We start from the raw sequence: 24,295 nt of genomic DNA on the forward strand, positions 1-24,295 counted from the left end.
AGTCTGAGGCTGACGCGTTTTACAATAAAAAATCTGGGATTTAAAAGGGAAAATGCGGCGTGTTTTGTCGAAACTCAAGCAGTTTCTCAACATCGTCATCAATTCCGACTTTTAATGCTTCAAGCGAAGGGTAGTCCTTTTCGCCATGTAAATAGTTCAAGAATGTCACCCGCATTAACAGGCCATACAGATTAGCAGAAACATCAGGAAAATGTACTTCTAATCGCCATTCCGGATGGACTTGTTTGATGGCCGGTCGGGTACCGACATGTCCGGCACCGAACAGGGCGGTAGGTTCATAGCCTGCAATGCCTGATTTTTCAGGATTGTCGGCTTTCACTTTATCTTTTAACGATAGGGTTTCACACATCACCTCTACGCCGTAAATGCCTTTCAAGCACGGTTTATGACGGTTTAGCGCGACATTAATGGTTGGAAAATCAAGGGTTCGTCCAATCTGGTCACCGTATTGTACCCGACCGGTGATGCTATAGGGACGGCCAAGTAATTTGGCAGCAAGGGCTAAATCACCTGCTTGCAAGGTCTGGCGGATCCTGGTCGAACTGACGCGTTCACCATCCAGTGCAACCGTAGTTAAGTTGGTGACCTGAAAACCATAGGCTGTTAAAAATTCACTATTGCCCTGACGGTTTTTGCCAAAGTGGAAGTCATCGCCCAATACCAGGCTGTGGGCATTCAGTTTGAGTTTTAACAGTTCAGCAAAGTTTTCAGCATTTAGACTGCGGAAATGGTTATCAAATTTTGCAACGGCAATGTAGTCCACGCCCAGTTTAGTCAGATATTCCACTTTTTCACGCAGTGAGGTAATACGTGGAGGAGCATCATAACCCTTAAAAAACTCCAGAGGTTGCGGCTCAAAAATCATCACCAGCGTTTTTAAATTTTCTGCGGCTGCCAGCTGTTTTAACTGGCTAATCATTGCCTGATGGCCCAAATGTACACCGTCAAAATTACCAATGGTTACGGCCGTTTTTGGCAATTGAAAATTGGGCGCTAAAGCATTCAGGCGGAGCAGCTTCATGGGCGAATCAATAAGTGAAAAGTTATCAGGGCTATATATTGCCATAATCTTACGCGTTCGTCTTGTTGTTGTGTTTTCATACAAAAAAATATTAAATTTCTTGCAAAAATAGTATTTGAAAAAATCTGCATCCAGAAGATTCATTGCATGGAATGGTTTCAAAATCGTTCATGATAAGAAAAATAAATTTAAATATTCAAGTGAATCGGGGGGATCAAATTTTTGTACGGGAACGTGCTTATGATTTTAAATTTGCACTTATTGGGTAATTCTTTTCTAATTGGCACAATTTTAAATTTGTGCATCGATAAGGTTTTGCTATGTCTGATCTGGCTTTAATTATGGCTTTGCCCAGTGAATCTAAAGGTCTGTTTGAACAGGCAGGCATCGAAGTCCATTACAGCGGTATAGGCAAAGTCAATGCGGCATATAAAGCCTTCGAGGTGATTCACAAGACCGGTTGCAAGACCCTGCTCAATTTGGGTACCGCCGGAAGTTCGCATTTTAATGCGCATGAACTGGTCGAAGTCAGCACCTTTGTGCAACGGGATATGGATGTCTCTCCGCTCGGTTTTGCAGTTGGGGTTACGCCTATGGATGAGGATCATCCGGCAGAAATCCATTTGCAGTCCTATTTTCAGCATTTGCCTCAAGGTATCTGCGGAACAGGGGACAGCTTTGAGATAGGCTTGCCTAAAGTGCCATGCCATCTGGTCGATATGGAAGGCTATGCCATGGCCAAAGTCTGTAAAAAACTGGGGGTAAGATTCGTTTCAGTGAAATATATTACCGATGGGGCCAATGAAACTGCGCATCTGGATTGGGAAGAAAATTTATTGTTGGGTGCGCAAAAGCTATCAAAATTATATCAAACGATAAAAGAAGAACAGTGAAAGTGGAAATTCGGCGACCATAGAAAACTATGGTCGTATGCCAAAACTATCGTTGACGATAATTTAAGAGTTATGGACGGGGAATGACGCCATATAACATCATGTGTACCGTATGGTGAATACAACGTTGTTGCATACTGCGGTTGCGTAAGGTTTTACCCGTGACCATTTCCATTTGCGTGGCAAAATCTGCATAGTTTTGCGTCAATGCCCAAATATTCAAAATCAGCAGTTCAGGATCAATTTCTTTGGCAATTTTCCCCTGTTCCTGCCATACGCTAATCACTTTAGCCTTGCGCTTAAACAGTTTCTTTAAAGGACCTTTTAGAATTGGCAAAATATGGGGTGCACCTTGGATCACTTCCAGCGCAAACAGGCGGGATGCTTTCGGTTGAGTACGTGACACTTCAATTTTTTGCAATAAATAATTGGTAATCGCTTCTTCAGGTTCCAACTCTGATTCCAGCATTTGCAGTGGCGCAAGCCATTTCTGTAGAACGGTGGTGAGCACTTCTACATATAAAGCTTCTTTATTTTCATAATAATAGAAAATATTCGATTTATGCATTTCAGCAATCTGAGCAATCTCGTCTAAGCTTGCCCCATTAAAACCGTAAAGGGAAAATACATCGAGTGCAGCATTTAGCAATTGATGTCTTTTTTGTGTACTCTTTTTTTGTTCCATTGGCAAATTTAAAAAAATTAAAGGGGAAAGGCAAATTGTACGGCAAATCGACAGATTTGTGCATTACTAAAAATTGCATTTTTATCATAATTGATAGTTTATTCTGTAGGTTAGCTATTTAATGAGTTAAAAATCCTATAGAACCTACCGATAGGCAATGATTGCATTTCTTATATAAATGATTAAATGGGATTGATTTTTTTTGGTAAATGATACGACTGGTTTTTTGTGTTTAGATTTGGTGCAGTTTTAAAAAAACTAAAGAGTATGTTTAAGCTGGACTAAAAGATGCATAAACCGAGGAAGGATAACGGATCGTTTAGATTCGTTATCGCCGTGTTGCATGCTCAGGTTGCCAATACAGCCTTTAATACTTGCTGTTCCAGCTCGGTAAATGAGTAATCTTTTTTACGTGGTCGAGGCAAATCCACTTTAAACTGCTGGGCAATGTGCCCCTTATCTAACAGGATAATCCGGTCGGCCAGTTGTACGGCTTCACTGACATCATGAGTGACTAAAATGGCGGTAAAGCCCTGTTCAGTCCAGAGTTTTTCAATCAGGTTCTGCATGTCCAAACGGGTGAGTGCATCCAGCGCACCTAAAGGCTCATCAAGCAGCAAAATGCGAGGTTTATGCGATAAGGCTCGGGCCAGTGCAGTACGCTGACGCTGACCGCCTGAAAGTTGTGATGGCCAGAGTCCGGCCTTTTCTTTCAAGCCGACTTTTTCCAGTAGTGCAGAAGCGTTGGCTTGCTGTTCTTTGGCTAAACCCAATTGTACATTTTGCTCAATGCTACGCCACGGCAACAGTCGTGGGTCCTGGAACATGACCCGAATGTCATCGCTGGTGATGCCTTCGCGAATATGACGTGCTGATTTAAACTTGATTTCGCCATAGCTCGGTTGTTCCAGATCGGCAATCAGACGCAGCAGGGTACTTTTACCACAGCCACTGCGTCCGACAATGGCCAGGAATTCACCCGGTTGAATATGCAGGTCCAGATCTTCCAGAACTTTCACTTCGCCATAGAATTTGTGCAGCTGTTCAATCAGAATTTCTGCACCCACCACTGCGTTAGGATTGATATCTGTAGGGTCAGGTTGTTGCGATATTGAGCGTTCTTCAGATACATGACGCCCGATGCTTAAATCAGTCATGTCTTATTCCTTATTTTTGATAGCCAGCGTGCCAACGCAGCAGGTATTTTTCTAAAGCGACGGCCAATACATCGGCCAGTTTGCCCAGCAGGGCATACAGTAAAATCCCTACCAAGACCACGTCAGTTTGTAAAAACTCACGCGCATTCATGGTCATATAACCAATACCGGATTGTGCTGAAATAGTTTCGGCCACAATCAGCAGTACCCAGACCAGACCAAGGGCAAAGCGTAAACCGACCAGAATCGAAGGCATCGCACCCGGTAAAATAATTTCTTTGTATAACTCCCAGCGCGTTAAGCCATAACTTTTACCCATCTCGATCAGCTGCGGATCTACTGAACGAATGCCGTGATAGGTATTGATATAGAGTGGGAAAAATACCCCTACCGCCACCAGAAACAGCTTGGCAGATTCATCAATCCCGAACCATAAAATCACCAAAGGAATTAAGGCTAAAGCCGGAATATTACGGATCATCTGTAACGTGGTATCCAGCAGGGTAGAGGCTGTCTTCGAAGAACCATTCAGCAGGCCGAGTAATAAACCCAAACCGCCGCCGACCAATAAACCGAGCAGGGCACGTCCGGCACTCACCTTGACGTGTTGCCAAAGTTCACCACTGATCAGCAGCTGCCAGAATGCAGCTACGACCGCCGTCGGTGCAGGCAGAATACGGCTTTCCAACAGCCCGGTACTGGAGGCAATTTGCCAGATAACAATCAGTGCAATCGGGAACAACCAGGGCAGCAAACGCTGCCCAAATTGTGTTCCACGTGAAACCTTGGGTTTCGCCAAGGCTCCCGCAGAAATGCTTGTGCTCATTAAGCCGGCTCCTGATGTTTCACTTCCTTCTTGGCCTCATCAGCAACATAGTTATTTGCTACGATTTCACCAAAAGGACCGGTCAAGTTCGGTTGAGCCAGTTTCTTGCGGGTTTCTAAAGGCAACAGCGGGAACACCAGTTCGGCAAAACGAATAGACTCTTCCAGATGCGGGTAGCCTGAGAAAATAAAAGTATCAATACCCAAGTCCGCATATTCCTGAATGCGTGCAGCAACCGTTTCAGGGTCACCCACCAATGCTGTACCTGCACCGCCACGAACCAGGCCTACACCAGCCCAAAGGTTTGGAGATACTTCAAGTTTAGTACGGTCACCGTTGTGCAGTTCAGCCATACGGCGTTGGCCGACTGAATCCATCTGCTTGAATTTTTGTTGTGCAGCAGCAATGGTTGCATCATCCACATACTGAATCAGCTCTTCAGCAGCAGCCCATGCCTGTTCATTGGTTTCACGCACAATCACGTGTAAACGGATACCGTAACTTAAACTACGGCCTTTGGCGGCAGCTTTGGCTCTGACATTTTCAATTTTTTCTTTTACTGCTGCCGGTGGTTCGCCCCAAGTCAGGTAAGTATCGACCTGGTCGGTGGCCAATTCCACGGCTGCATCGGAAGAACCGCCAAACCAAAGTGGCGGGTAAGGTTGTTGTATTGGCGGATAAAGCAGTTTTGCGTCATCGACACTTAAGTGTTCACCGTGGAAAGTGAAACTTTCACCAGTATGTGAATGTTTTAAAATTTCACGCCAGATGGTGGTGTATTCAGCCGCCGTTTTATAGCGCGTCGCGTGATCTTCATACACGCCGTCACCTTTAAGCTCTTGCTCATCACCACCGGTGACCAGGTTCAGCCGAACGCGACCGCCAGACAAACGGTCAAAAGTTGCTGCCATACGTGCAGCCAGTGCCGGTGTGGTAACGCCTGGACGTAATGCCACCAGGAATTTCAAATTTTTAGTGGCATCAATCAGGCTGGCAGCGGTAATCCATGGATCTTCACATGAACGGCCGGTTGGAATGAGTACGCCTTCATAACCCAGGTTATCTACCGCGACGGCAATCTGTTTCATATAAGCATGATCGACCTGACGGGCGCCTTTGCTTGTGCCTAAATAACGACTGTCACCATGCGTAGGAATAAACCAGAAAATTTTCATTGCATTGATCCTTAGATTATTTGCCTGCCCAAACGGCTTGCTGAATATTGATAGATTTCGGAATGATCTTGAGTTCGCTAAAACGGTTGGCGAGCTCTTGCTGATCAGCAATCACTTTTTTGCTGAGCAGAGCAGCACCAGACGGGTTAGGACGACGCTGGATAAAAGTCTGGCTGACAATCGGTTTCAGACCGGTGCTTTGAGCAAACAGGCTTGCAGTCGCAGCCTTGTTGCTTTGTACCCATTTATCGGCAACATTAAGCTGCTTGATAATGCCTTTAAGTGCCTGAGGATGATTCTTAACCAAATCATTTGAAGCCAGATAGAAGGTGTAATTTGGACTTAAGCCTTTCCCTGTGGTCAGTACCTTGGCCTTATCTTCCAGTTGTGCCGCAGCATAGTACGGGTCCCAAATGGCCCAGGCATCAATCGCACCTTTCTGGAAAGCCGCACGGGCATCAGCCGGACTGAGCCAGATCGGTTGAACATCTGTCCATTGCAAACCGGCCTTACGTACTGCCTGCACCAATAGATAATGTGAGCTTGAACCGCGGTGAACCCCAATACGTTTGCCCTTCAACTGGCGGAGCTGGGTAATTTTGGAGTTGCTTGGCACCAAAATGGCAGAAGCCAAAGGTTTTGCCGTTTCATAAGCAAAATAATGCAGTGGCTTGTTGCCTGCCTGAGCATAGACAGGCGGCGTATCGCCGGTTGAACCGATATCTACAGAACCGACGGCTAGGGCCTCTAAAATTTGTGGACCGCCCGGAAATTCATTCCAGCTGATTTTGGCGTTGGGAAATTCCTGTTCAAATAACTTTTGCTGTTGTGCAATCACCAGATTGACAGAAGATTTTTGATAGCCGACACGAAGCTGTTTCACTGAAGGATCAACAGCCCAGGCGGCACCTGAACCCAACATCGAACAAGCAATTAACATGGCATTCATGCCATGACTGGAGGTCTTGAACCATGTGGCTGCTTTGTTGTGTAGCTGATGCTGAGTCATGTTAAATCCCCTAGGTTTTATTTATGATTTACTTCGCCAAAATCGCGGATTGAATATTGAGTTTGTTTGGAATCAGTTTCTGCTGATAAAAGGCATCGGCAACATATTGCTGCTTTTGCACCACCTCATTAGAAATCGGTTGTACCCCAAAGCCCATGCGGGAAATGGACGTTTTCAGGATATCTTTAGACAGTCCTGTTGGTTTTTCCAGCAGCTTGGCGGCTTCGTCCTGATGCTGGGATACCCATTGTGTGGTGGTGTTGAGTTCATTCACCACCGCTTTCAGCACATCTGGATGCTGCTCGGCAAATTTGCGGTCAGCCAGATAAAACTGATGGTTACTGACCAGGTTTTCACCTGTGGCAATGACACGAGCACCAATCTGCTTTTCTGCAGCCGCAAAGAACGGGTCCCAAATCACCCAGGCATCGACTGCACCTTTCTCAAAGGCTGCGCGTGCGTCCGAAGGCGGCAAGTACACCACCTGAATGTCATTTAGGGTGAGCTTGTTGGCTTGTAACACTTTTAACAGTAGATAATGAACATTCGAGCCTTTATTGAGTGCAACACGTTTGCCTTTTAAATCCTGGATGCTATGAATGGCTGAATCTTTTTGCACAATCAAGGCTTCAGCTTTAGGTGCTTCCGGCTGGTTGGCGATATAAACCAGATTTGAATTGGCAGCCTGTGCGAAAATAGGCGGCGCTTCACCTGCTTCACCTAATACAACACTGCCGACATTTAAGCCTTCAAGCAATTGAGGACCGGCTGGGAATTCTACCCATTTCACATTGACGCCCTGATCTTTCAACGCCGTTTCTAAAGTGCCACGTTCTTTAATAATCGGTAACAAGCCATACTTTTGAAAGCCGATATTTAACGTGACTGTTTCAGCTTCTTTTTTTCCGCAACCTGACATCATCATTGCGCCAGCAACTACTGAAGAAAGGACCAGTGATTTCGCCCAGAATTTTGCTTGAATGGCGCTCATGTATGTGTGCTCCGCAATAAGGAAGTGTTGAATATTGAACACATACGCTAAAGCCTTTTCTTTTTCGAAAAAAATAAGAAAAGATAAATTTCTAATGAGGAAAAAAGATAAATAAAATAAAGAAAACCTTATGTAGAAATGTGATTTATCAGGACAACTCAATATCCAGTTTTATTTAATTAAATTATTGATATTAAGTAACTTAAATTCTAAATCTTAAGCGTGGATAAGAATATGCAAAAATGCCATAAACAAATCATGATAAATTTCGATGGGTTTATCATAAAGATATAAAAAATAAAGATATAAGCGGCATAAAAAAAGCCACTTTAAAGTGGCTTTTTGAAGACTAGGGAATTACGTTGATAGTTATACAGGGCCTGACGTGCATTGGGCAGGTCATCGACACTGGCGGGTTCAAAACCATGTTCGACAAACCAGTGCGCGGTACGTGTGGTCAGTACAAACAGTTGCTGAATGCCCAGACTTTTGGCCTTGTCTTCGAGATAATGCAGAATCTGGCTGCCGCGGTTGGACTTGCGATAGGTCGGATCGACCGCCACACAGGCAATCTCCGCCGATTTAATTTCATTGGCTGAGGTGGGAATTGGATATAGGGCGGCGCAGGCCAGAATCATCCCGTCCCGTTCAATCACGGAAAACTGCTCAATTTCACTTTCTAATCTTTCACGTGAGCGATACACCAGAATGCCTTCGGCCTCAAGTGGACGAAGCAGATTCATCAAGCCGCCGACATCCTGAATCGTAGCCGTACGCACATCTTCATAATGGGCATCGGTCATCATGGTGCCCGCACCATCACGGGTGAACAGTTCTTCCAGCAAGGCCCCATCGTAGGTATAAGAAATCAGATGTACACGATGTACCCCTTGCAGGGAGGCATTTTTGGCACCGCGCAATTGCAGGGCAATATCGGGATTGGAATCCTGATATTGCAAGATCTGCCGATCCAGCTGATGCGGCGCTATTTCACGCTGCAATTGTCCAAACTCGTTGACCAGACCTTGCTGTTTACCCAAAAAAATCAGCTTGTCGGCTTTCAGCAGAATAGCCGTATTGGTGGCCACTTCTTCTGCCACCAGGTTAAACACCTCACCTGTACTGGAATAGCCGGTTGGACCCAGCAACACAATATTGTGATTTTTCAAATGTCTTTGAATGGCGTCAGTATCAACCGTTCGTACTTCACCCGTCAGCTGAAAATCGATGCCGTCCCGAATGCCATAGGGTTTGGCGGTGACAAAATTGCCCGAGATTACATCAATGCGTGCGCCATACATGGGGGAATTGACCAGTCCCATGGAAAGCAGGGCTTCAATTTGTAAACGGATCGAACCCACTGCATTCATGACGCAGCTTAAAGATTCGCGTGTGGTAATGCGGCGGTGATTGTGAAAAGGCGTTTGAATACCGCTGGCTTTGAGGTTCTGGTTGATTTGCGAACGTGCACCATGTACCAGAATCAGCCGAATGCCTAAAGAATGCAGCAGAGCAATGTCATGAATAATATGCTGGAAATTTTCATGTTGCACCGCCTCACCATCAAACATGATGACAAAGGTTTTGTTGCGGTGGGCATTGATATAGGGTGCAGAATGTCGAAACCAATGCACATATTGTAAATTTGTGCTTTGTGATGTTTCAGATGAATTCGTTTGCATACCTATCTCAAAATTAAAAAATTTCCTTCCTTGATTCTAATCAAAAAATGACGGGGGGAAAGCTAAAAAATAAAAAACACCTGAATTGAATTCAGGTGTTTTTTAGGGAAGAGGAAACTTAGGCCGGTTTTAGTTGATGATGCGCACAATACGGTCGGTACGTTCATTCACTAACACATAGTCGCCGTTGATTTTATACCACTGTTGATAACGGTTGGTATTCGGTAAGCGGCGTGCTTCACGGTCGCTAACTTTATAGCTGGATGAGCTAAATACACGCGGGAAGTTTTGGCCTGCACGCCAGTCACGGCTTGGGTTTACTCGTTTGCTGTCATAACGGTTGTTATTGTCCCAACGGTTGTGGTCATAACGGTTGTTGTTGTCCCAGCGCTGGTCATGTTGTGAGTGTGCCTGCTGATAACGCTGATGATCATCATAGCGATGGTCTGATGCTGCCATCGCTGAAGTTGCCATCAATGCAGATAAAGAAAGCGCAATTGTAGTCAGAATTTTTTTCATTACTTTCACCCTGGATCATTTAGGAAGATGTTTTCGATGATTCAAAATTAGAGGAAAAGTCGAGATAAACGATGTTGGAATCTTAGTTGAATTGTGAAATTGATGGAGAAAAAAAGAAGATTGTAAAAGACTGAAAGTTATAGAGATAAAGGGATAGGCTTGACCATAAAAGTGCAAAAATAAAAAAGCCCAAACTGGAGTTTGGGCATGGAGCATTTAAAACGGCGTTTAGAATCCTTGAATGCGTACAATATTATTGCTGTCTGTATCCACTAAAATATAGTCATTATTGATTTTGTACCATTGCTGGTTACGCGATGGTTTGGGCAAGTCATGGTTTTTATAGTCGACCTTGTAGCCATCGCCACGATAATGCTGTGGCATCACATAGCCCGGTTGCCATTTATGCTGTTGTAGACGCTTGAATCCGCGTTCTTCACGCATACGGCGTTTGTCTTGCATGTCATCGTCATCTTCACGAAAATCGCGACCGCGGCTAAATTTTGGCTGATCGGATTGATCCCAGCCACGATAATTATTGTTTTTTTCATGAGGTCCGGCAAGGCTGACACTACTTGCCATCAAAGCACTGAAAGAAATTGCCAAAACAGTCAAAATCTTTTTCATGTTGAACCCTCATAAAAAAAAGTATTAATTTCACTGATGTTAATGTACAAAATAATTGCAGAGAAACTGTGAAGATCAATCATGCATTTCTTAAAAAATGCAGAGATAATAAGGATATTATGGGAAAATATCTCATCATTTAAAAATCTTCAGCAATTTTATAGCGCTATTAAATATTAAAAAACTTTTGCTTGAGGAAAACTTTGTATCAAAGTTTTGAGATCACGTTGACTGATTTAACAATGTTCTAAGCAATGGGCTGAACAGCGGGTTGGGTTCGACAGTTCCATATAGTTTTCTTTTAGTTCCATTGTTCCACCAGGCCTTGTAGTGAGTTGACAGCCTCAGCAATTGCTTCTGCCTGTTTGACATCATCCAGACCGATGATCAAAGTATTTGAAAGCTGTAGTTTTTCAATACAACGAATCGTTTCAATTTTACGTTTTTGATCTGCCATGTTGAGCTTCCTCATACTGAATGTTTTTGAATGCTGTTCAGCATAGCGGCATTCTTTTAATTTATAAAAACGAATATTTTTGTAAAAATTATCTAAAAATACGATTTAAGCCTTAAATAGCGAAAGTACAGTTCTGAGTTTTTAAAAATTTAAGTCTGCAATAAAAAAGGGAGCATATAGAGCTCCCTTTTTTATTTTTAGAGATCAGTCTTGTGCATCAATGCTTTGACCATTCAAATGCAGGCTGTCATCCCCCATTAAATAGAGGTAAGCCGGCATAATGCTTTCCGGTGTCGCCAAGGTTTTTGGATCTTCCTCAGGATAAGCCTTGGCACGCATGGCGGTACGGGTGGCACCCGGATTGATGCAGTTAAAACGCACATTCGGATAGACATTTTCTTTGGCAAAAATCTGGTTCACTGCTTCAATGGCAATTTTGGATACTGAATAAGCGCCCCAACGTTCCCGTGCTTCACGTCCGACACCGGAACTGGCAAATACCACCGAAGCATGCTCGGACTTTGCCAGTAAGGGCAGCAGTTCCTGGGTCAAAATAAAGGGAGCACGCAGATTCACAGCCATCACATCATCCCAGACATCTACCGGGTAATGCGCCAGTTCGGTACGCTCTCCCAGAATCCCGGCATTGTGCAAAATGCCGTCTAGGCGACCGAACTGTTGCGTTAAAGTATCGACCAGTAACTCATAGTCACGAGGAGAGGCACTGGAGAGCTGCAAAGGCAGAATAGCCGGTTGTGGTGCACCCAGGCTTTCAATTTCATCATAGATGACTTCAAGCTTGTTTAGGGTACGTCCATGCAGCACTACAGTGGCACCATGCAGGGCATAGCTTATTGCAGCCGCACGGCCAATACCATCGCCCGCACCTGTAATCAGGATAATGCGATCTTTTAACAGATCGGGGCGAGGCTGATATTCTGAATATTTCATTGCATACCTCCTCGTTTATATTGTTATGTCGTTATGAAATGAGTGAATGATGATCTTGTTTTACGCCGACTAGTTGATTAATCACTTGATGTAATTCTGCAACTGTCTTCACTATACAATCCGCCTGCCATGCTGTTAAGTTATCTTTGTGTTGCAATGGTAAATAGCCATAGCCTGCCAGAATGGTGTACATATTGGCATTGCGGCCTGCATCAATGTCACGCGGATGGTCACCCACATAAATACAATCTTCAGGTCGTACCTGAATTTGCTTGGCCGCCAGATACATCGGTTCCGGATCGGGTTTGGTGTTGCTGACATCTTCCGGGCAAACCAGAACCGCACAGCGTTCGGTCAGATTGAGTGCCTGAAGCAGGGACTCACTGAGCCAGCGAGGCTTGTTGGTGACAATGCCCCAAGGAATATCCTGACTTTCCAGTTGTTCTAGCAAGGAATGCATGCCTTCGAACAGATCGGTCTCTACCGCAATATCTTCACCATACAAATCCAAAAAGCGCTGGCGATGGGCGAGGAATACCGGATCTTCCACTTCCAGTTCCGGATAGACCAGTTTCACCATGGCCCGTGCACCTTCAGAGACCTGGGTACGAATTAAATCCGCGGCCACGATGTCACAGGGTTTGTCGCGGCACATGTCCTGAATAATGCGAATAAAGTCAGCCGCAGTGTCAATTAAGGTGCCATCCAGGTCAAACAGTACAGCTTTCATCAGGCACCTTCTTTTACCGTATAAACCATATAGTTCACATCGACATTTGGTGCCAGCCAGTAACGTTTGGTCAGCGGGTTGTAATGCAGGCCGGTCATGTCTTTCAGTTTCAGATTTGCTGCCCGGATATCATGCGCCAGCTCGGAAGGCTTGATAAACTTGCTGTAATCATGGGTGCCTTTAGCGAGCATACGCAGAACGTATTCCGCGCCAATAATGGCAAACAGATAAGACTTTGGATTACGGTTAATGGTCGAGAAGAACACATGGCCGCCCGGTTTGACCAGGGTTTGGCAGGCCTGAATAATTGATGCCGGATTTGGAACATGCTCCAGCATTTCCATACAGGTCACCACATCATATTGTCCGGCCTGTTCCTGGGCCAACTGTTCTACCGGAACCTGGCGATATTCAATATTCTGCACGCCTTCCTGTTCGGCATGAATGCGGGCTACATTTAATGGCGCTTCACCCATGTCGATACCCAAAACATTGGCTCCACGACGCGCCATGCTTTCCGACAGAATACCGCCACCACAACCGACATCGAGCACTTTTTTACCGCTGAGACCGCCAGCATGCTCATCAATCCAGTTTAAACGCAGCGGATTGATCATATGCAAGGGGCGGAACTCAGAATGCTGATCCCACCATATGGCAGCGAATGCTTCAAATTTGGCAATTTCTTGTGGATCAACATTCAATTGCGACATCGGTATCACCTCAATCAAGTCATTATAATTTAAAAAAGTTACAGAAGCTTAGTGTAGCGTTAATTCTAAAAAAAGCGATAAATGCCGTAAAAAAGTTCACAGAATGAAAACGAATTCGGCATAATTGATTTATAGTGATCGCATAAATTAAGCATAACGATTTAGAGGACAATAAGGTCAATGAAAAAATTTCTTTTAGGTAGTGTAGCAACGGCTATTTTTGCCTTATCCGGTACTGCAATGGCAGCCAATTTTGTTGCAGGTAAAGATTACACCGTGGTGGCCAATCCGGTTAAGGTTGAAGTTCCTGGAAAAATTGAAGTGCGTGAATTCTTCTGGTATGGCTGCCCGCATTGCTATCGCTTAGAGCCGCATATGCAGACCTGGCTGAAAAAATTACCTAAAGATGTGCGTTTCGTGCGTACTCCGGCGGCAATGAATCCTGTCTGGGAGCAGGGCGCGCGTGGCTATTATGTGTCTGAAGCATTAGGCGTTCGTAAGAAAACTCACTTGCCTTTATTCCATGCCATTCATGCAGGTGGCCAGCAGATTTTTGATCAAAAATCCCAAGCCAAGTTCTTTGTAAAATATGGCGTGCCTGAAGCCAAATTCAACAGCATGTTTAATTCATTTGTTATTACTTCAAAAATAGCGCAAGCCAAACAGTTGGCACAGCAATATCAACTCAGTGGTGTGCCTGCGGTTGTGGTCAATGGTAAATATGTGGTGCAAGGTGAAGATGCCAAAGTCACGCAAGTGCTCAGCTATCTGGTAGAAAAAGAGCGTAAAGCCAAATAAGCAACAGGTTCTAAAAAAACCGCCATCATGGCGGTTTTTTTACATCTGGTCGTTATTCAATTATGAAGAGACCGAATCTTTGGAAGGGTCCCAGTTGGAGATGCCACGGAAAATCAAATGCACTTGAGTCATGGTTTGCAGCTTAAACTGTTTTTGTTGTTCTATACGTTCTTCAGCCTGATATTTCCGGCTAATGTCCATCCAGGTCATGGCCCAGGTAAAAGACAAGTTAATTAAAATATTAGAAAATACTTGCAGGTCTTGGGTATTACCAATGTGCTGCATGGCCTCAATTTGACCCAAATCATTAGCCAGGTCTTCAATTAAAAAATTAATTTCCCGGGCAATCGCCTGGCGAATCACTTCTGATCCACCCCAGCGTTCGGCAATCATAAATACCCACGGTTCAGGATGATGTTCAACTGCCTGAAAAAACAGGTCTAGGCTGATTTGGGTTTCGGTATCTGGCTGATAGATATAGGCTTGTCCCAGCTGATGAAAAATACCTTTTAAATGCAGGGCAACCTGATCAACCAGTTCTAGTCCCAGCTCATTCATGTCCTGAAAATGACGGTAGAATGCCGTTGGTACCAAACCGACATGGCGTGCAATTTCACGCAAACTGATGCTGCTGAAAGAGCGTCCAGACGTGTTTAACGCCAGCGCGGCATCCAAAAGTGCCTGGCGGCTCTGCTGTTTACGCTCATCCCGTATCGACATGCGACTACCCTAAAAAATGCTGCATGAAGTCTATCAAAAAAAAACAAATTAAACGACGAATGTCAGTGAACGGATGTTGACTGAATTAAAAAATGATTATAGTGTACATGTGTTCACTATAAGAACACCTGTTCACTCAAATAAATAGCCAGCAATAAAAGAGGAACGTCATATGAGTCATGTCATGCAATATCAGCCACAATGGATTCGAGAAGATTTCGTCGATTTTATTGCTGAAAAAATCAATCCAGTTTGGGCATGGAAAAAAGTCAAAGCCAGTATTGTCGATGTACAGATGCTGAGTTCAGACTTTTATCAGATCGAGTTGCAGCCGAATCATAATTTTTGTGCTGATGCTTTTTATGCCGGACAAAGTATTTTAGTGACTGTGGTGATTGCAGGTGTGCGTGAGCAACGCAGTTATTCCGTTGTCAAAATCACTGCCAACGGTAACGTGGTGATTGCCGTGAAACGTCAGGGCAAAGTCTCCAATGCTTTAACCCGTTTGGCTGTGGGCAGTGTGGTGGAAATTTCCCAGGTGCAGGGTGATTTCACATTAAGTTCATCTCAACAACCTATTCTGTTGTTAGCTTCAGGCAGTGGTATCACTGCAATTTATTCTTTATTGCAACAGGCCATCCATCAAAAAGTCAGTCAAATTGACCTGATTTATTTTAGCCGTGATGAGGCTTTTCATAGCGAATTGCAGCAATTGGCCGAGCAGTATCCACAGTTTCAATATCATCATTTTAATACCCTGACCCAGAAGCAACATTTAACGGTGGAACTGCTTGAAAGTATCATTCCAGATTTTAAGCAACGTCAAAGTTATGCTTGTGGTGCCAAGGGCATGATGCAAAGCCTGAACCAGATTTATCAACAGCTGGGGATTACCGATCTGCTCAAACAGGAATATTTCCAGGTCGTCGTTGATGAAACTGCTGCAGTACAACCGGTAATTTTCTTACGCGCTCAACAACAGTTTGAAGCCAAGACCAATTTGCTGGAAAGTGCCGAACAGGCGGGGTTAAGACCCGCACATGGTTGCCGTATGGGCATCTGCAATACCTGTACCTGTACCAAAGTCAGCGGCTCAACCAAAAACCTGCTCACTGGTGAAATCGACCACGATAGCAATACCCAGATTAAATTGTGTATTAGCCAGGCCGTGAGTCCGGTGGTGATTAACCTTTAAAAACAAAAAATGCTTTGATAGCGCTGCTCAGTGATTGATTGCAATTTTTATAGCAGTGTTTGATTCTCACTCAGGAGAAAAACAATGAATATGTCAGTAAAGTTTCAAGAAAACAGTAAATCAAAATATTTAACTGCTGAACAAATTGCCGAATTTGGTGAAAAGGTCGATGCCATTCGCCGCGAAATTATGGACAGCATTGGTGAAAAAGATGCCGAATACATTTATAAAATCCGCGATTTTGTCCGTTATAGCGAAATTGCCTCACGCAGCATGTTGATGTTTGGCGGCTGGATTCCACCAGTCTGGTTATTGGGAACCGGTTTATTGGGTATTTCCAAAATCGTGGAAAATATGGAACTAGGCCATAATGTGATGCATGGTCAGTTCGACTGGCTGAATGATCCGACATTAAATGGTGCCAATTATGACTGGGACACCATGGCAACAGGCGATGACTGGAAACATACGCATAACTATATCCATCACACCTATACCAATATTGTCGGTAAAGACCATGATGTGGGCTATGGCCTGATTCGGGTCAGTGAAGCACAAAAATGGGAACCGCGCTTTTTATTCAATATTCCTTTAACTATTCAGCTGATGCTGTTCTTTGAATGGTATGTCGGTGTACAGAATTTACATCTGGAAGATGCGATTGCCTATAAAACCAAAACCTGGAAACAGGTCTGGAAAGAGTCGGCAAAATTCCGCAAGAAAGCCACCCGTCAGATTGCCAAAGATTATGTCTTTTTTCCATTAATTGCAGGTCCGAATGCACTGCCGGTATTTGCCGGAAATGCAGTGGCGAATGTCATTCGTAGCCTCTGGGCATCCGCAGTGATTTTTAATGGACATTTCACTGAAGATGCCGAAACCTTTGAACTGGACAATACGGCCACTGAAACGCGTGCCGAATGGTATTTACGTCAAATTCGCGGATCGAGTAATTTTAGCGGCACAGAATGGCTGCATATTTTGAGTGGTAATTTGAGTCATCAAATTGAACACCATTTATTCCCTGATATGCCAGCGAACCGTTATGCTGAAGCTGCACCAAAAATCCGTGCCTTATGTGCAGAGTATGGCATTCACTATAATGAAGCCAGTTTCATGAAACAGTTTGGGAGCGTCTGGGTACGTTTGGCTCAATGTTCATTGCCAAATTCATGGACTTCAACTCTTGAACAATCCAAACAGAAATTAAAAGACTTATTGAGCTTTTAAACTTCAATAACAAGCTTAAGGATATGCAGGGTGGGTAGCGAATTTCATGCAAGCTAAAATGGATGCATCCGGGCTTGATGGTTTTTGCCAATAGAGAATCTCTTGGCAAAACCTGAGAGCATGCTTCTGTTATACTAGGCCGCAATGAATTTTAGCCGAAATTAAGGACTCATTATGCGTATCGACCAACGTACATTAGATCAATTACGTGACGTAAAAATTACCCGTAACTATACACGTTATGCGGAAGGTTCAGTGTTGATTGAATTTGGTCATACAAAAGTTCTTTGTACTGCAAGTATTGATAATTCAGTACCGCGTTTCTTGAAAGGTAAGGGACAGGGTTGGGTGACTGCGGAATACGGCATGTTGCCACGTTCTACCCATACCCGTAGTGACCGTGAAGCGGCGCGTGGTAAACAAAGTGGCCGTACTCAGGAAATCCAGCGTCTGATTGGTCGTAGCCTGCGTGCCATGGTGGACTTGAAAAAACTGGGTGAAAATACCATTACCATTGACTGTGATGTGATTCAGGCTGATGGTGGTACACGTACAGCATCCATTACTGGTGCAGCAGTGGCTTTAGTCGATGCCATGAATGTATTGCTTGAAACCAAGAAAATTAAACACGATCCGTTGAAAGGTCTGGTGGCTGCGATTTCTGTCGGCATGTATCAAGACAAAGCCTTGCTCGATTTGTGTTATGAAGAAGATTCAAACTGCCAAACTGATTTAAACGTAGTGATGACTCAAGCAGGCGAGTTTATCGAGCTGCAGGGGACTGCTGAAGACAAGCCATTTACCCGTGCACAATGTAACGAAATGCTTGAATTGGCAGAAAAAGGCATCCAAGAACTCATTAAAAAACAGCAAGAAGCTTTAGGCTGGTAAGTTGTTAATTTAACAATCTCAGCAATAAAAAACGCACCCATCGGTGCGTTTTTTATTGACTCAATTTTTATTGAGTTGAGTAGGGGCGATCAAGCATTAAAACGCATGGATAAATCCACTGCTTTCACATCTTTGGTTAATACACCCATTGAAATATAATCCACACCTGAGCTTGCCACTTCACGTAAGTTTGCGATGGTAATGTTACCTGATGCTTCCAGCTTGCAACGACCGGCAACATGCTTCACCGCATCAATCATTTGCTGCTGGCTGAAGTTATCCAGCATCACGATATCCGCTTTTGCTTCTAAAGCCTGGTTTAGTTCATCCCAGGTTTCAACTTCAACTTCAACAGGTTTACCCGGTGCAATGTTATGTGCCTTGCTAATCGCCTGCGCAATACCACCGGCTGCCATAATATGGTTTTCTTTAATCAAAAAGGCATCAAACAAACCCAGACGATGGTTCTGACCGCCACCAATCGCCACGGCATATTTTTGTGCAATACGTAAGCCCGGCAAGGTTTTACGGGTATCTAACAATTTGGTATTTAAGCCTTCCAGTTCTTTGACATATAAAGCGGTTTTGGTCGCAACCGCAGAAAGTGTTTGCACAAAGTTGAGGGCAGGGCGTTCCACCGTGAGCAGGCTGCGTGCAGAACCGGCCAGTTTTAAAAAGGCTTCATTGGCTTGTACGCGGTCGCCATCATTTTTTAGCCAGGTGACCTGTACTTTTGGATCATAAGCCTGAATCAGTGCATTGACCCAAGGCTGACCGGCCAGCACCATGTCTTCACGGCTAATAATGGTTGCTGTCGCCTGTTCATCTTCAGGAGTTAATAAAGCAGTGATATCACCTTCGCCAATATCTTCTTGTAATGCTTGTTGAATGTTGATTTGGATCGATTGTTCAAGCAAGGATTGAGATATGCTCATAAGGATTCCCGTATCTTTTTTAACCCATGAAAATTGCGCGTTATTTTAGCACTGTTCATTTAAAAGAAATGTTTTTTTCCAGCGATTTTAGCTGCGGAATTTGAGATTTTAAGTTTAAAGTTTTAGGATTGCGCTAAAATCATCAGCTTATGCGAACAGGACTCAGGATTGGACTATGCAACAGGCCCCCTTTTTTCAGGTCATCGACGGTCAGTTAATCGGTGCCAGGCAAGTACCTTCCCCAAATTATAATCAACGTCCCGAACACACCGAAATTCAACTGGTTGTGGTGCATAACATCAGTCTGCCGCCGTCACAGTTTGGTGGGGGATATATTGAACAGTTTTTTCAGAACCAACTGGACTGGTCAGAACATCCTTATTTTCAAAGCATTGAAGGCATGCAAGTTTCTGCCCATCTGCTGATTTTACGCAGTGGTGAAGTGCTGCAATTTGTCAATTTTAATGATCGGGCCTGGCATGCCGGACGTTCCATTTACCTGGGCAAAAAAGAATGTAATGACTATTCTATTGGCATTGAACTGGAAGGCAGTGATGATTTGCCTTTTGACGAGGTGCAGTATGTGGCGTTGGCGCAAGTGACCGCTGCATTGCAAGCGGCTTATCCCAAAATTTTGCAGCATTTGGCCGGTCACTCCGATATTGCGCCTGGACGTAAAACCGATCCGGGCCCATTTTTTGACTGGGTCAAATTCAGAACTTTATTGCAGCAGCATAAAATCCATCAATAATAAGTGGGCTTTATGATTAAACAACGAAACTCCATGTGGAGTTTCATTACAATAGCGACTTAATTTTTTCACTGGGTGGTTACGATGGCGCTTTGGCGATCGACCTTTATTGTTAGTACAATGACCATGTTGTCTCGGGTGCTGGGCTTAGTCCGAGATGTGGTATTGCTGAATGTGTTTGGTGCAGGTAAAGATTTCGATACCTTTGTGGTGGCCTTTCGTATTCCCAACTTTTTCAGGCGCTTATTTGCCGAAGGTGCATTTTCACAGGCTTTTATTCCGGTTTTAACCGAATATAAAACCACGCGCACTCATGCAGAAGTGCAAATCCTGATTAGTCGGGTGTTTGGTTGTCTGGCCACCTTTATGACCACCCTGACCTTTATTGCCATGGTGGCAGCACCTGCGGTGCTGTATATCTATGCGCCCGGTTTCCATGATGACCCGGAAAAATTTGCCTTGGCGACAGACATGTTCCGTCTGACCATTCCTTATCTGCTGTTTATGTCGTTAACGGCTTTTGCCAGCAGTATCCTGAACAGTTATGGTTCTTTTTCAACCCCGGCTTTTTCGCCAGTACTGTTGAATATTACCATGATTGCAGGCGCATGGTGGCTAACGCCCTATATGGCCGAACCGATTATGGCACTCGGCTGGGCTGTGGTGATTGCCGGTATTTTACAGCTGGTGATTCAAATTCCAGAGCTGTGGCGTAAAAAATTATTAATTCCGCCTAAAGTAGATTTTAAACATGAAGGTGTAGAACGCATCATGAAATTGATGCTTCCTGCACTGTTTGGTGTCTCGGTCACCCAGATTAATCTATTGCTCAACACCATTTGGGCATCGTTCATGCAGGATGGTTCGGTATCGTGGTTATACAGTGCCGAGCGGATGACGGAATTGCCTTTGGGGTTGATCGGTGTGGCGATTGGTACGGTAATTTTACCTTCACTCTCTGCACGTCATGCCGAACAGGATCAGGTTAAATTTAGAGGCATGATTGACTGGGCTGCCAAAGTGATCATGCTGGTCGGTATCCCTGCCAGCATCGCCTTATTTATGCTGTCTACTCCAATTATTCAGGCATTGTTCCAGCGTGGGCAATTTACCTTGCAAGATACTGAAATGACTGCGCTGGCCCTGCAATGTATGAGTGCCGGGGTAATCTCCTTCATGCTGATTAAAGTCTTTGCCCCGGGCTTTTATGCTCAGCAAGATACCCGCACACCTGTGCGTGTTGGCTTGATGGCCGTGGCAGCGAATGCCATTTTAAACGTGGTGTTTATTGGTTTCTTTAAACTGATTGATTGGCATGCAGAGCATATGGCCTTGGCCCTGGCTTCTTCAGGTTCGGCCTTGGTCAATGCCGGTATGCTGTATTTCTATCTGCATAAACGCAATATTTTCCGCTTTGCCGGACACTGGAAAAAGCTGTTTCTACAATATGCAGTGGCGAATGCCGCGATGATTGCTGTACTGTGGTATGGTCTCAGTTGGTACAATGGAGAGGTATCGCAGTGGATGCGAATTCTTGAAGTGATTGGTTTATGTGTCGCTGGTGTGGTGGCTTATGCGATTGGTTTATTGGTCACCGGCTTTAGACCACGCCATTTACGACCTTAATTTTTATCTTAAAACTCTACACGGTGAGATAAGTTAGATAAAAAGATATTTAATTTTTGATTCGGTTCTTTTGCTAGGTAGATAATAGAAAGCTGAATAAAAAATCGGATATGAAAAAAGAGCCTGAATAGGCTCTTTTTTTTGATCAAGTGAGATATTTTAAGTGGAGTTCATTCAACTAAACTCTTCCCCTGGAGAGGAAGCCGATGATTGCTAAAATAACGGCAACCACGAGTAAAATAACCGCAAAATCTTTAGATAATCCTGCGACGCCAGCAAAACCTAGTAGACTTGCAATCAGTGCAATCACTGCAAAAATAATCGCCCAACGGAACATAAGCTTTCTCCATGTGTTGTTATTTTCAAAGTAGATTCAGTATAGGGGCGGAAAATTTCCAGCAGTGTTATGCTTATGTTTAAAAAATGTTCAGTTTGACGGCAAATCGATGATTTAAAGTAATAATCACGTTTATGGACTGTAATCATGCACAGGTTATAATAGGCTTCATTTGCTAATTTTTGCCTTGCTATGACCGAATCCTTACGCCCACAATTTTGGAAAGAATATGCTCTAACTGAACTTAATCCTGCCGAATGGGAAGCATTATGCGATGGTTGCGGTCTCTGCTGTTTAATCAAATTAGAAGATGAAGAACTGCAAGAAGTCGCTTATACCAAGGTGGCTTGCAAACTTTTAGACTGCAAAACTGCACGTTGTAGTAATTATGAGCAGCGACTTGACCATGTGCCGGATTGTATTCAACTCACACCAGAAAAATTAGCCACTATTCATTGGCTGCCGCCGAGCTGTGCTTATCGCCGTTTAAAAGAAGGTAAGAGTCTACCTGCCTGGCATTATTTAAATACAGGAACACGTGACAGTGTGATCAAGGCGCGCAAATCGGCAGCAGGCCGTTGTATTTCCGAAACAGAAGTCAATGAAGATGATCTTGAGGAATATATTGTGCGTTGGGTGCGTTAATTTCCTGTTCATCATATAATTTTTGGCTGAAAAAATTTGCAAATTTCATCCTCACCCCGACCTGATACAGCGATTTTTTTGTAAATCGGCTCATTTGAAATGCGCGATATTAAAATTACATAGTAGACTTAGTTTAAGTACAGTAAAGAAATAACAAGATGTCTGAGAGCCATATTCCACTCCCTGAACGACTTCGTCCGCGTGATTTGTCCGAAATTATCGGGCAAGATCATTTATTGGGAGCAGGTGCCCCCTTACGTCAAATGATTGATCAGGGCCATTTACCTTCCATCATTTTTTGGGGGCCACCAGGCGTTGGAAAAACCACCATTGCTTTGCTTTTGGCTCAAGCCGTGGATCGGCCCTTTATCAGTTTATCGGCGCTCAATACCGGAGTAAAAGAACTGCGTGAAGTGATTGCCGAAAGTGGCGATTTATTGACCCCGGTCGTGTTTATTGATGAAATTCACCGTTTTAACAAGTCACAGCAAGATGCCTTATTGAATGCAGTAGAAAAAGGCAAAATTACCTTAATTGGAGCAACCACAGAAAATCCCTCTTTTGAAGTGAACAATGCCTTGTTATCGCGTTGTCAGGTGTATACCTTAAATGCGCTGGATGATGAGTCAATTCGAACTTTATTGAATAATGCCATACAGCAGGATGCCTTTTTAAAAGAGCGTTATATCCAAATTGAAGAATACGAAGCATTACTGCAATTTGCGGCTGGAGATGCACGTAAGGCGCTTAATCTTCTAGATTTAATTGCCAGTACTTTTGAACCGGAACTGGAAAATATCATCACCAATGCCATTGTGGTCAAGGTGGCGCAGCAGAATATTGCCCGTTATGACAAATCGGGTGAGCAGCACTATGACCTGGTCTCTGCCTTTATTAAATCCATCCGCGGCAGTGATCCGGATGCAGCGCTGTACTGGATGGCGCGCATGCTAAAAGGCGGCGAAGATCCGGTGTTTATTGCCCGTCGTATGCTGATTGCCGCTTCGGAAGATATTGGCAATTCCAATCCGAATGCCTTGCTTCTGGCAGGCGAATGTTTCCGTTCGGTACAGGCTGTGGGCATGCCGGAGTGTCGTATTATTCTCGGTCAATGTGCAGTGTATTTGGCGACCAGTGCCAAAAGTAACAGCACTTATCTTGCTATTAATAAGGCACTCGACCTGGCTGAAAAAACTGCAAACTTGCCTGTGCCGCTACATTTACGCAATGCACCAACCAAGCTCATGAAAGAGCAGGGCTATGGTGTGAATTATCTCTATCCGCATAATTATCCAGAGCATTTCGTTCTGCAAGAGTATATGCCACCTGAATTAAAAGGCACCAAGCTATACGAATCTGCACGGAACAAGCGCGAAGTGGAAGGAGAAAAACTGCAACAGCGTCGCTGGATGCAACAGCAACAACAGCAATAACAGTCAAGATGATTCCAGGCGCTGAGGCATTTTCTTTCATGCTAAGTTTTTTCAGATGAAAAAATGTAAAAAAAAGCCCAATCCATAGGACGGATTGGGCTGAAAATAGGATGTCTTAGGGGAGATACATCCTAGAGGGTAAACTAAAAATTTTGGTCGGTAAGCAGGAGCTTATAAAGTCATTGACTTCAACCTCTTGTTGCCTGGTATATAAGAGATATTAAGTAAAAAAACCAATATTGTAAAAACGATCATTTTTATTAATTAAATCTGTTTT

Annotated in this window: 26 protein-coding genes; 9 read left to right on the plus strand and 17 right to left on the minus strand. The window is 44.1% G+C overall.

Going from position 1 to position 24,295, the window contains the following annotated elements:
• Positions 1 to 40 precede the first annotated feature (40 nt).
• Positions 41 to 1,042 (minus strand): riboflavin biosynthesis protein RibF, encoded by a 1,002-nt coding sequence (gene ribF, locus FTT87_RS02390; RefSeq protein ID WP_180174289.1) that lies wholly within the window; start codon positions 1,040 to 1,042, stop codon positions 41 to 43.
• Positions 1,043 to 1,362: 320 nt separating this feature from the next.
• On the opposite strand from ribF, the gene FTT87_RS02395 reads away from it, so the two are divergent.
• Positions 1,363 to 1,935 (plus strand): 5'-nucleosidase, encoded by a 573-nt coding sequence (locus FTT87_RS02395; RefSeq protein WP_180174290.1) that lies wholly within the window; start codon positions 1,363 to 1,365, stop codon positions 1,933 to 1,935.
• 70 nt (positions 1,936 to 2,005) lie between these two features.
• Here the strand turns inward: FTT87_RS02395 and FTT87_RS02400 are convergent, their stop codons facing one another.
• The 13 genes from FTT87_RS02400 to ubiG form a co-directional block, all read right to left on the minus strand.
• Positions 2,006 to 2,620, minus strand: a complete 615-nt coding sequence (locus FTT87_RS02400; protein ID WP_180174291.1) for a TetR/AcrR family transcriptional regulator — start codon at positions 2,618 to 2,620, stop codon at positions 2,006 to 2,008.
• Positions 2,621 to 2,967: 347 nt separating this feature from the next.
• Complete coding sequence (locus FTT87_RS02405) at positions 2,968 to 3,777, minus strand: ABC transporter ATP-binding protein (RefSeq protein ID WP_180043995.1); 810 nt, start codon at positions 3,775 to 3,777, stop codon at positions 2,968 to 2,970.
• A 10-nt stretch (positions 3,778 to 3,787) separates the two neighbouring features.
• On the minus strand, positions 3,788 to 4,603 hold the full coding sequence (gene ssuC / locus FTT87_RS02410; protein WP_180043997.1) for an aliphatic sulfonate ABC transporter permease SsuC: 816 nt from the start codon (positions 4,601 to 4,603) through the stop codon (positions 3,788 to 3,790).
• Positions 4,603 to 5,778, minus strand: a complete 1,176-nt coding sequence (gene ssuD / locus FTT87_RS02415; RefSeq protein ID WP_180043999.1) for an FMNH2-dependent alkanesulfonate monooxygenase — start codon at positions 5,776 to 5,778, stop codon at positions 4,603 to 4,605. Before ssuD ends, ssuC begins: the two co-directional genes overlap by 1 nt.
• Before the next feature lie 16 nt (positions 5,779 to 5,794).
• Entirely contained in the window at positions 5,795 to 6,787 is a 993-nt protein-coding gene (locus FTT87_RS02420; protein WP_180044001.1) for a sulfonate ABC transporter substrate-binding protein, read from the minus strand.
• A 28-nt stretch (positions 6,788 to 6,815) separates the two neighbouring features.
• Entirely contained in the window at positions 6,816 to 7,778 is a 963-nt protein-coding gene (locus FTT87_RS02425) for a sulfonate ABC transporter substrate-binding protein (RefSeq protein WP_180044003.1), read from the minus strand.
• Positions 7,779 to 8,107: 329 nt separating this feature from the next.
• Positions 8,108 to 9,460: an amino-acid N-acetyltransferase gene (gene argA, locus FTT87_RS02430; protein WP_180174292.1), complete on the minus strand. Its 1,353-nt coding sequence runs from the start codon at positions 9,458 to 9,460 to the stop codon at positions 8,108 to 8,110.
• Positions 9,461 to 9,589: 129 nt separating this feature from the next.
• Positions 9,590 to 9,979, minus strand: a complete 390-nt coding sequence (locus FTT87_RS02435; RefSeq protein WP_180044007.1) for an RcnB family protein — start codon at positions 9,977 to 9,979, stop codon at positions 9,590 to 9,592.
• Positions 9,980 to 10,207: 228 nt separating this feature from the next.
• Positions 10,208 to 10,606, minus strand: a complete 399-nt coding sequence (locus tag FTT87_RS02440) for an RcnB family protein (RefSeq protein ID WP_086196594.1) — start codon at positions 10,604 to 10,606, stop codon at positions 10,208 to 10,210.
• Positions 10,607 to 10,907: 301 nt separating this feature from the next.
• Positions 10,908 to 11,063 (minus strand): hypothetical protein, encoded by a 156-nt coding sequence (locus FTT87_RS02445; protein WP_180044009.1) that lies wholly within the window; start codon positions 11,061 to 11,063, stop codon positions 10,908 to 10,910.
• Positions 11,064 to 11,267: 204 nt separating this feature from the next.
• Positions 11,268 to 12,014 (minus strand): YciK family oxidoreductase, encoded by a 747-nt coding sequence (locus FTT87_RS02450; RefSeq protein ID WP_086196593.1) that lies wholly within the window; start codon positions 12,012 to 12,014, stop codon positions 11,268 to 11,270.
• 31 nt (positions 12,015 to 12,045) lie between these two features.
• Positions 12,046 to 12,744, minus strand: coding sequence for an HAD family hydrolase (locus tag FTT87_RS02455; protein ID WP_180043141.1), 699 nt, complete (start codon positions 12,742 to 12,744; stop codon positions 12,046 to 12,048).
• On the minus strand, positions 12,744 to 13,457 hold the full coding sequence (gene ubiG / locus FTT87_RS02460; protein ID WP_166170527.1) for a bifunctional 2-polyprenyl-6-hydroxyphenol methylase/3-demethylubiquinol 3-O-methyltransferase UbiG: 714 nt from the start codon (positions 13,455 to 13,457) through the stop codon (positions 12,744 to 12,746). The genes FTT87_RS02455 and ubiG overlap by 1 nt, the downstream gene beginning before the upstream one ends.
• A 180-nt stretch (positions 13,458 to 13,637) precedes the next feature.
• On the opposite strand from ubiG, the gene FTT87_RS02465 reads away from it, so the two are divergent.
• The gene (locus tag FTT87_RS02465) at positions 13,638 to 14,255 is read left to right on the plus strand and encodes a thiol:disulfide interchange protein DsbA/DsbL (protein ID WP_180043142.1); all 618 of its coding nucleotides are present in this window, start codon (positions 13,638 to 13,640) and stop codon (positions 14,253 to 14,255) included.
• A 60-nt stretch (positions 14,256 to 14,315) separates the two neighbouring features.
• On the opposite strand, the gene FTT87_RS02470 is transcribed toward FTT87_RS02465, so the two are convergent.
• Positions 14,316 to 14,975, minus strand: coding sequence for a TetR family transcriptional regulator (locus tag FTT87_RS02470; RefSeq protein WP_180043143.1), 660 nt, complete (start codon positions 14,973 to 14,975; stop codon positions 14,316 to 14,318).
• A gap of 172 nt (positions 14,976 to 15,147) precedes the next feature.
• Here FTT87_RS02470 and FTT87_RS02475 point away from each other — a divergent pair, with 172 nt between their 5' ends.
• The 3 genes from FTT87_RS02475 (at position 15,148) to rph (ending at position 18,291) form a co-directional block, all read left to right on the plus strand.
• Entirely contained in the window at positions 15,148 to 16,170 is a 1,023-nt protein-coding gene (locus FTT87_RS02475) for a ferredoxin reductase (RefSeq protein ID WP_180174293.1), read from the plus strand.
• Positions 16,171 to 16,254: 84 nt separating this feature from the next.
• Entirely contained in the window at positions 16,255 to 17,400 is a 1,146-nt protein-coding gene (locus tag FTT87_RS02480; protein WP_373423492.1) for a fatty acid desaturase, read from the plus strand.
• 174 nt (positions 17,401 to 17,574) lie between these two features.
• On the plus strand, positions 17,575 to 18,291 hold the full coding sequence (gene rph / locus FTT87_RS02485; protein WP_166170535.1) for a ribonuclease PH: 717 nt from the start codon (positions 17,575 to 17,577) through the stop codon (positions 18,289 to 18,291).
• A gap of 89 nt (positions 18,292 to 18,380) precedes the next feature.
• On the opposite strand, the gene nadC is transcribed toward rph, so the two are convergent.
• The gene (gene nadC, locus FTT87_RS02490) at positions 18,381 to 19,226 is read right to left on the minus strand and encodes a carboxylating nicotinate-nucleotide diphosphorylase (protein WP_180043145.1); all 846 of its coding nucleotides are present in this window, start codon (positions 19,224 to 19,226) and stop codon (positions 18,381 to 18,383) included.
• 175 nt (positions 19,227 to 19,401) lie between these two features.
• On the opposite strand from nadC, the gene ampD reads away from it, so the two are divergent.
• Positions 19,402 to 19,977, plus strand: a complete 576-nt coding sequence (gene ampD, locus FTT87_RS02495) for a 1,6-anhydro-N-acetylmuramyl-L-alanine amidase AmpD (RefSeq protein WP_180174294.1) — start codon at positions 19,402 to 19,404, stop codon at positions 19,975 to 19,977.
• Between the two features lie 75 nt (positions 19,978 to 20,052).
• A complete protein-coding gene (gene murJ, locus FTT87_RS02500) occupies positions 20,053 to 21,603 on the plus strand; it encodes a murein biosynthesis integral membrane protein MurJ (RefSeq protein WP_180174295.1) in 1,551 nt (516 codons plus the stop codon).
• A gap of 178 nt (positions 21,604 to 21,781) precedes the next feature.
• Here the strand turns inward: murJ and FTT87_RS02505 are convergent, their stop codons facing one another.
• Positions 21,782 to 21,940 carry a DUF1328 domain-containing protein gene (locus tag FTT87_RS02505; protein WP_180043148.1) on the minus strand — a complete coding sequence of 53 codons (159 nt, stop codon included), beginning with the start codon at positions 21,938 to 21,940 and terminating at the stop codon, positions 21,782 to 21,784.
• A 192-nt stretch (positions 21,941 to 22,132) separates the two neighbouring features.
• Here FTT87_RS02505 and FTT87_RS02510 point away from each other — a divergent pair, with 192 nt between their 5' ends.
• Both FTT87_RS02510 and FTT87_RS02515 read left to right on the plus strand, forming a co-directional pair.
• Positions 22,133 to 22,585, plus strand: a complete 453-nt coding sequence (locus FTT87_RS02510) for a YcgN family cysteine cluster protein (RefSeq protein ID WP_086196582.1) — start codon at positions 22,133 to 22,135, stop codon at positions 22,583 to 22,585.
• 158 nt (positions 22,586 to 22,743) lie between these two features.
• Positions 22,744 to 24,018 carry a replication-associated recombination protein A gene (locus FTT87_RS02515; RefSeq protein ID WP_180043149.1) on the plus strand — a complete coding sequence of 425 codons (1,275 nt, stop codon included), beginning with the start codon at positions 22,744 to 22,746 and terminating at the stop codon, positions 24,016 to 24,018.
• Positions 24,019 to 24,295: the final 277 nt, after the last annotated feature.

Origin of the sequence: Acinetobacter sp. YH01022, from assembly GCF_013420235.1 — a bacterium.
GTDB lineage: Bacteria > Pseudomonadota > Gammaproteobacteria > Pseudomonadales > Moraxellaceae > Acinetobacter.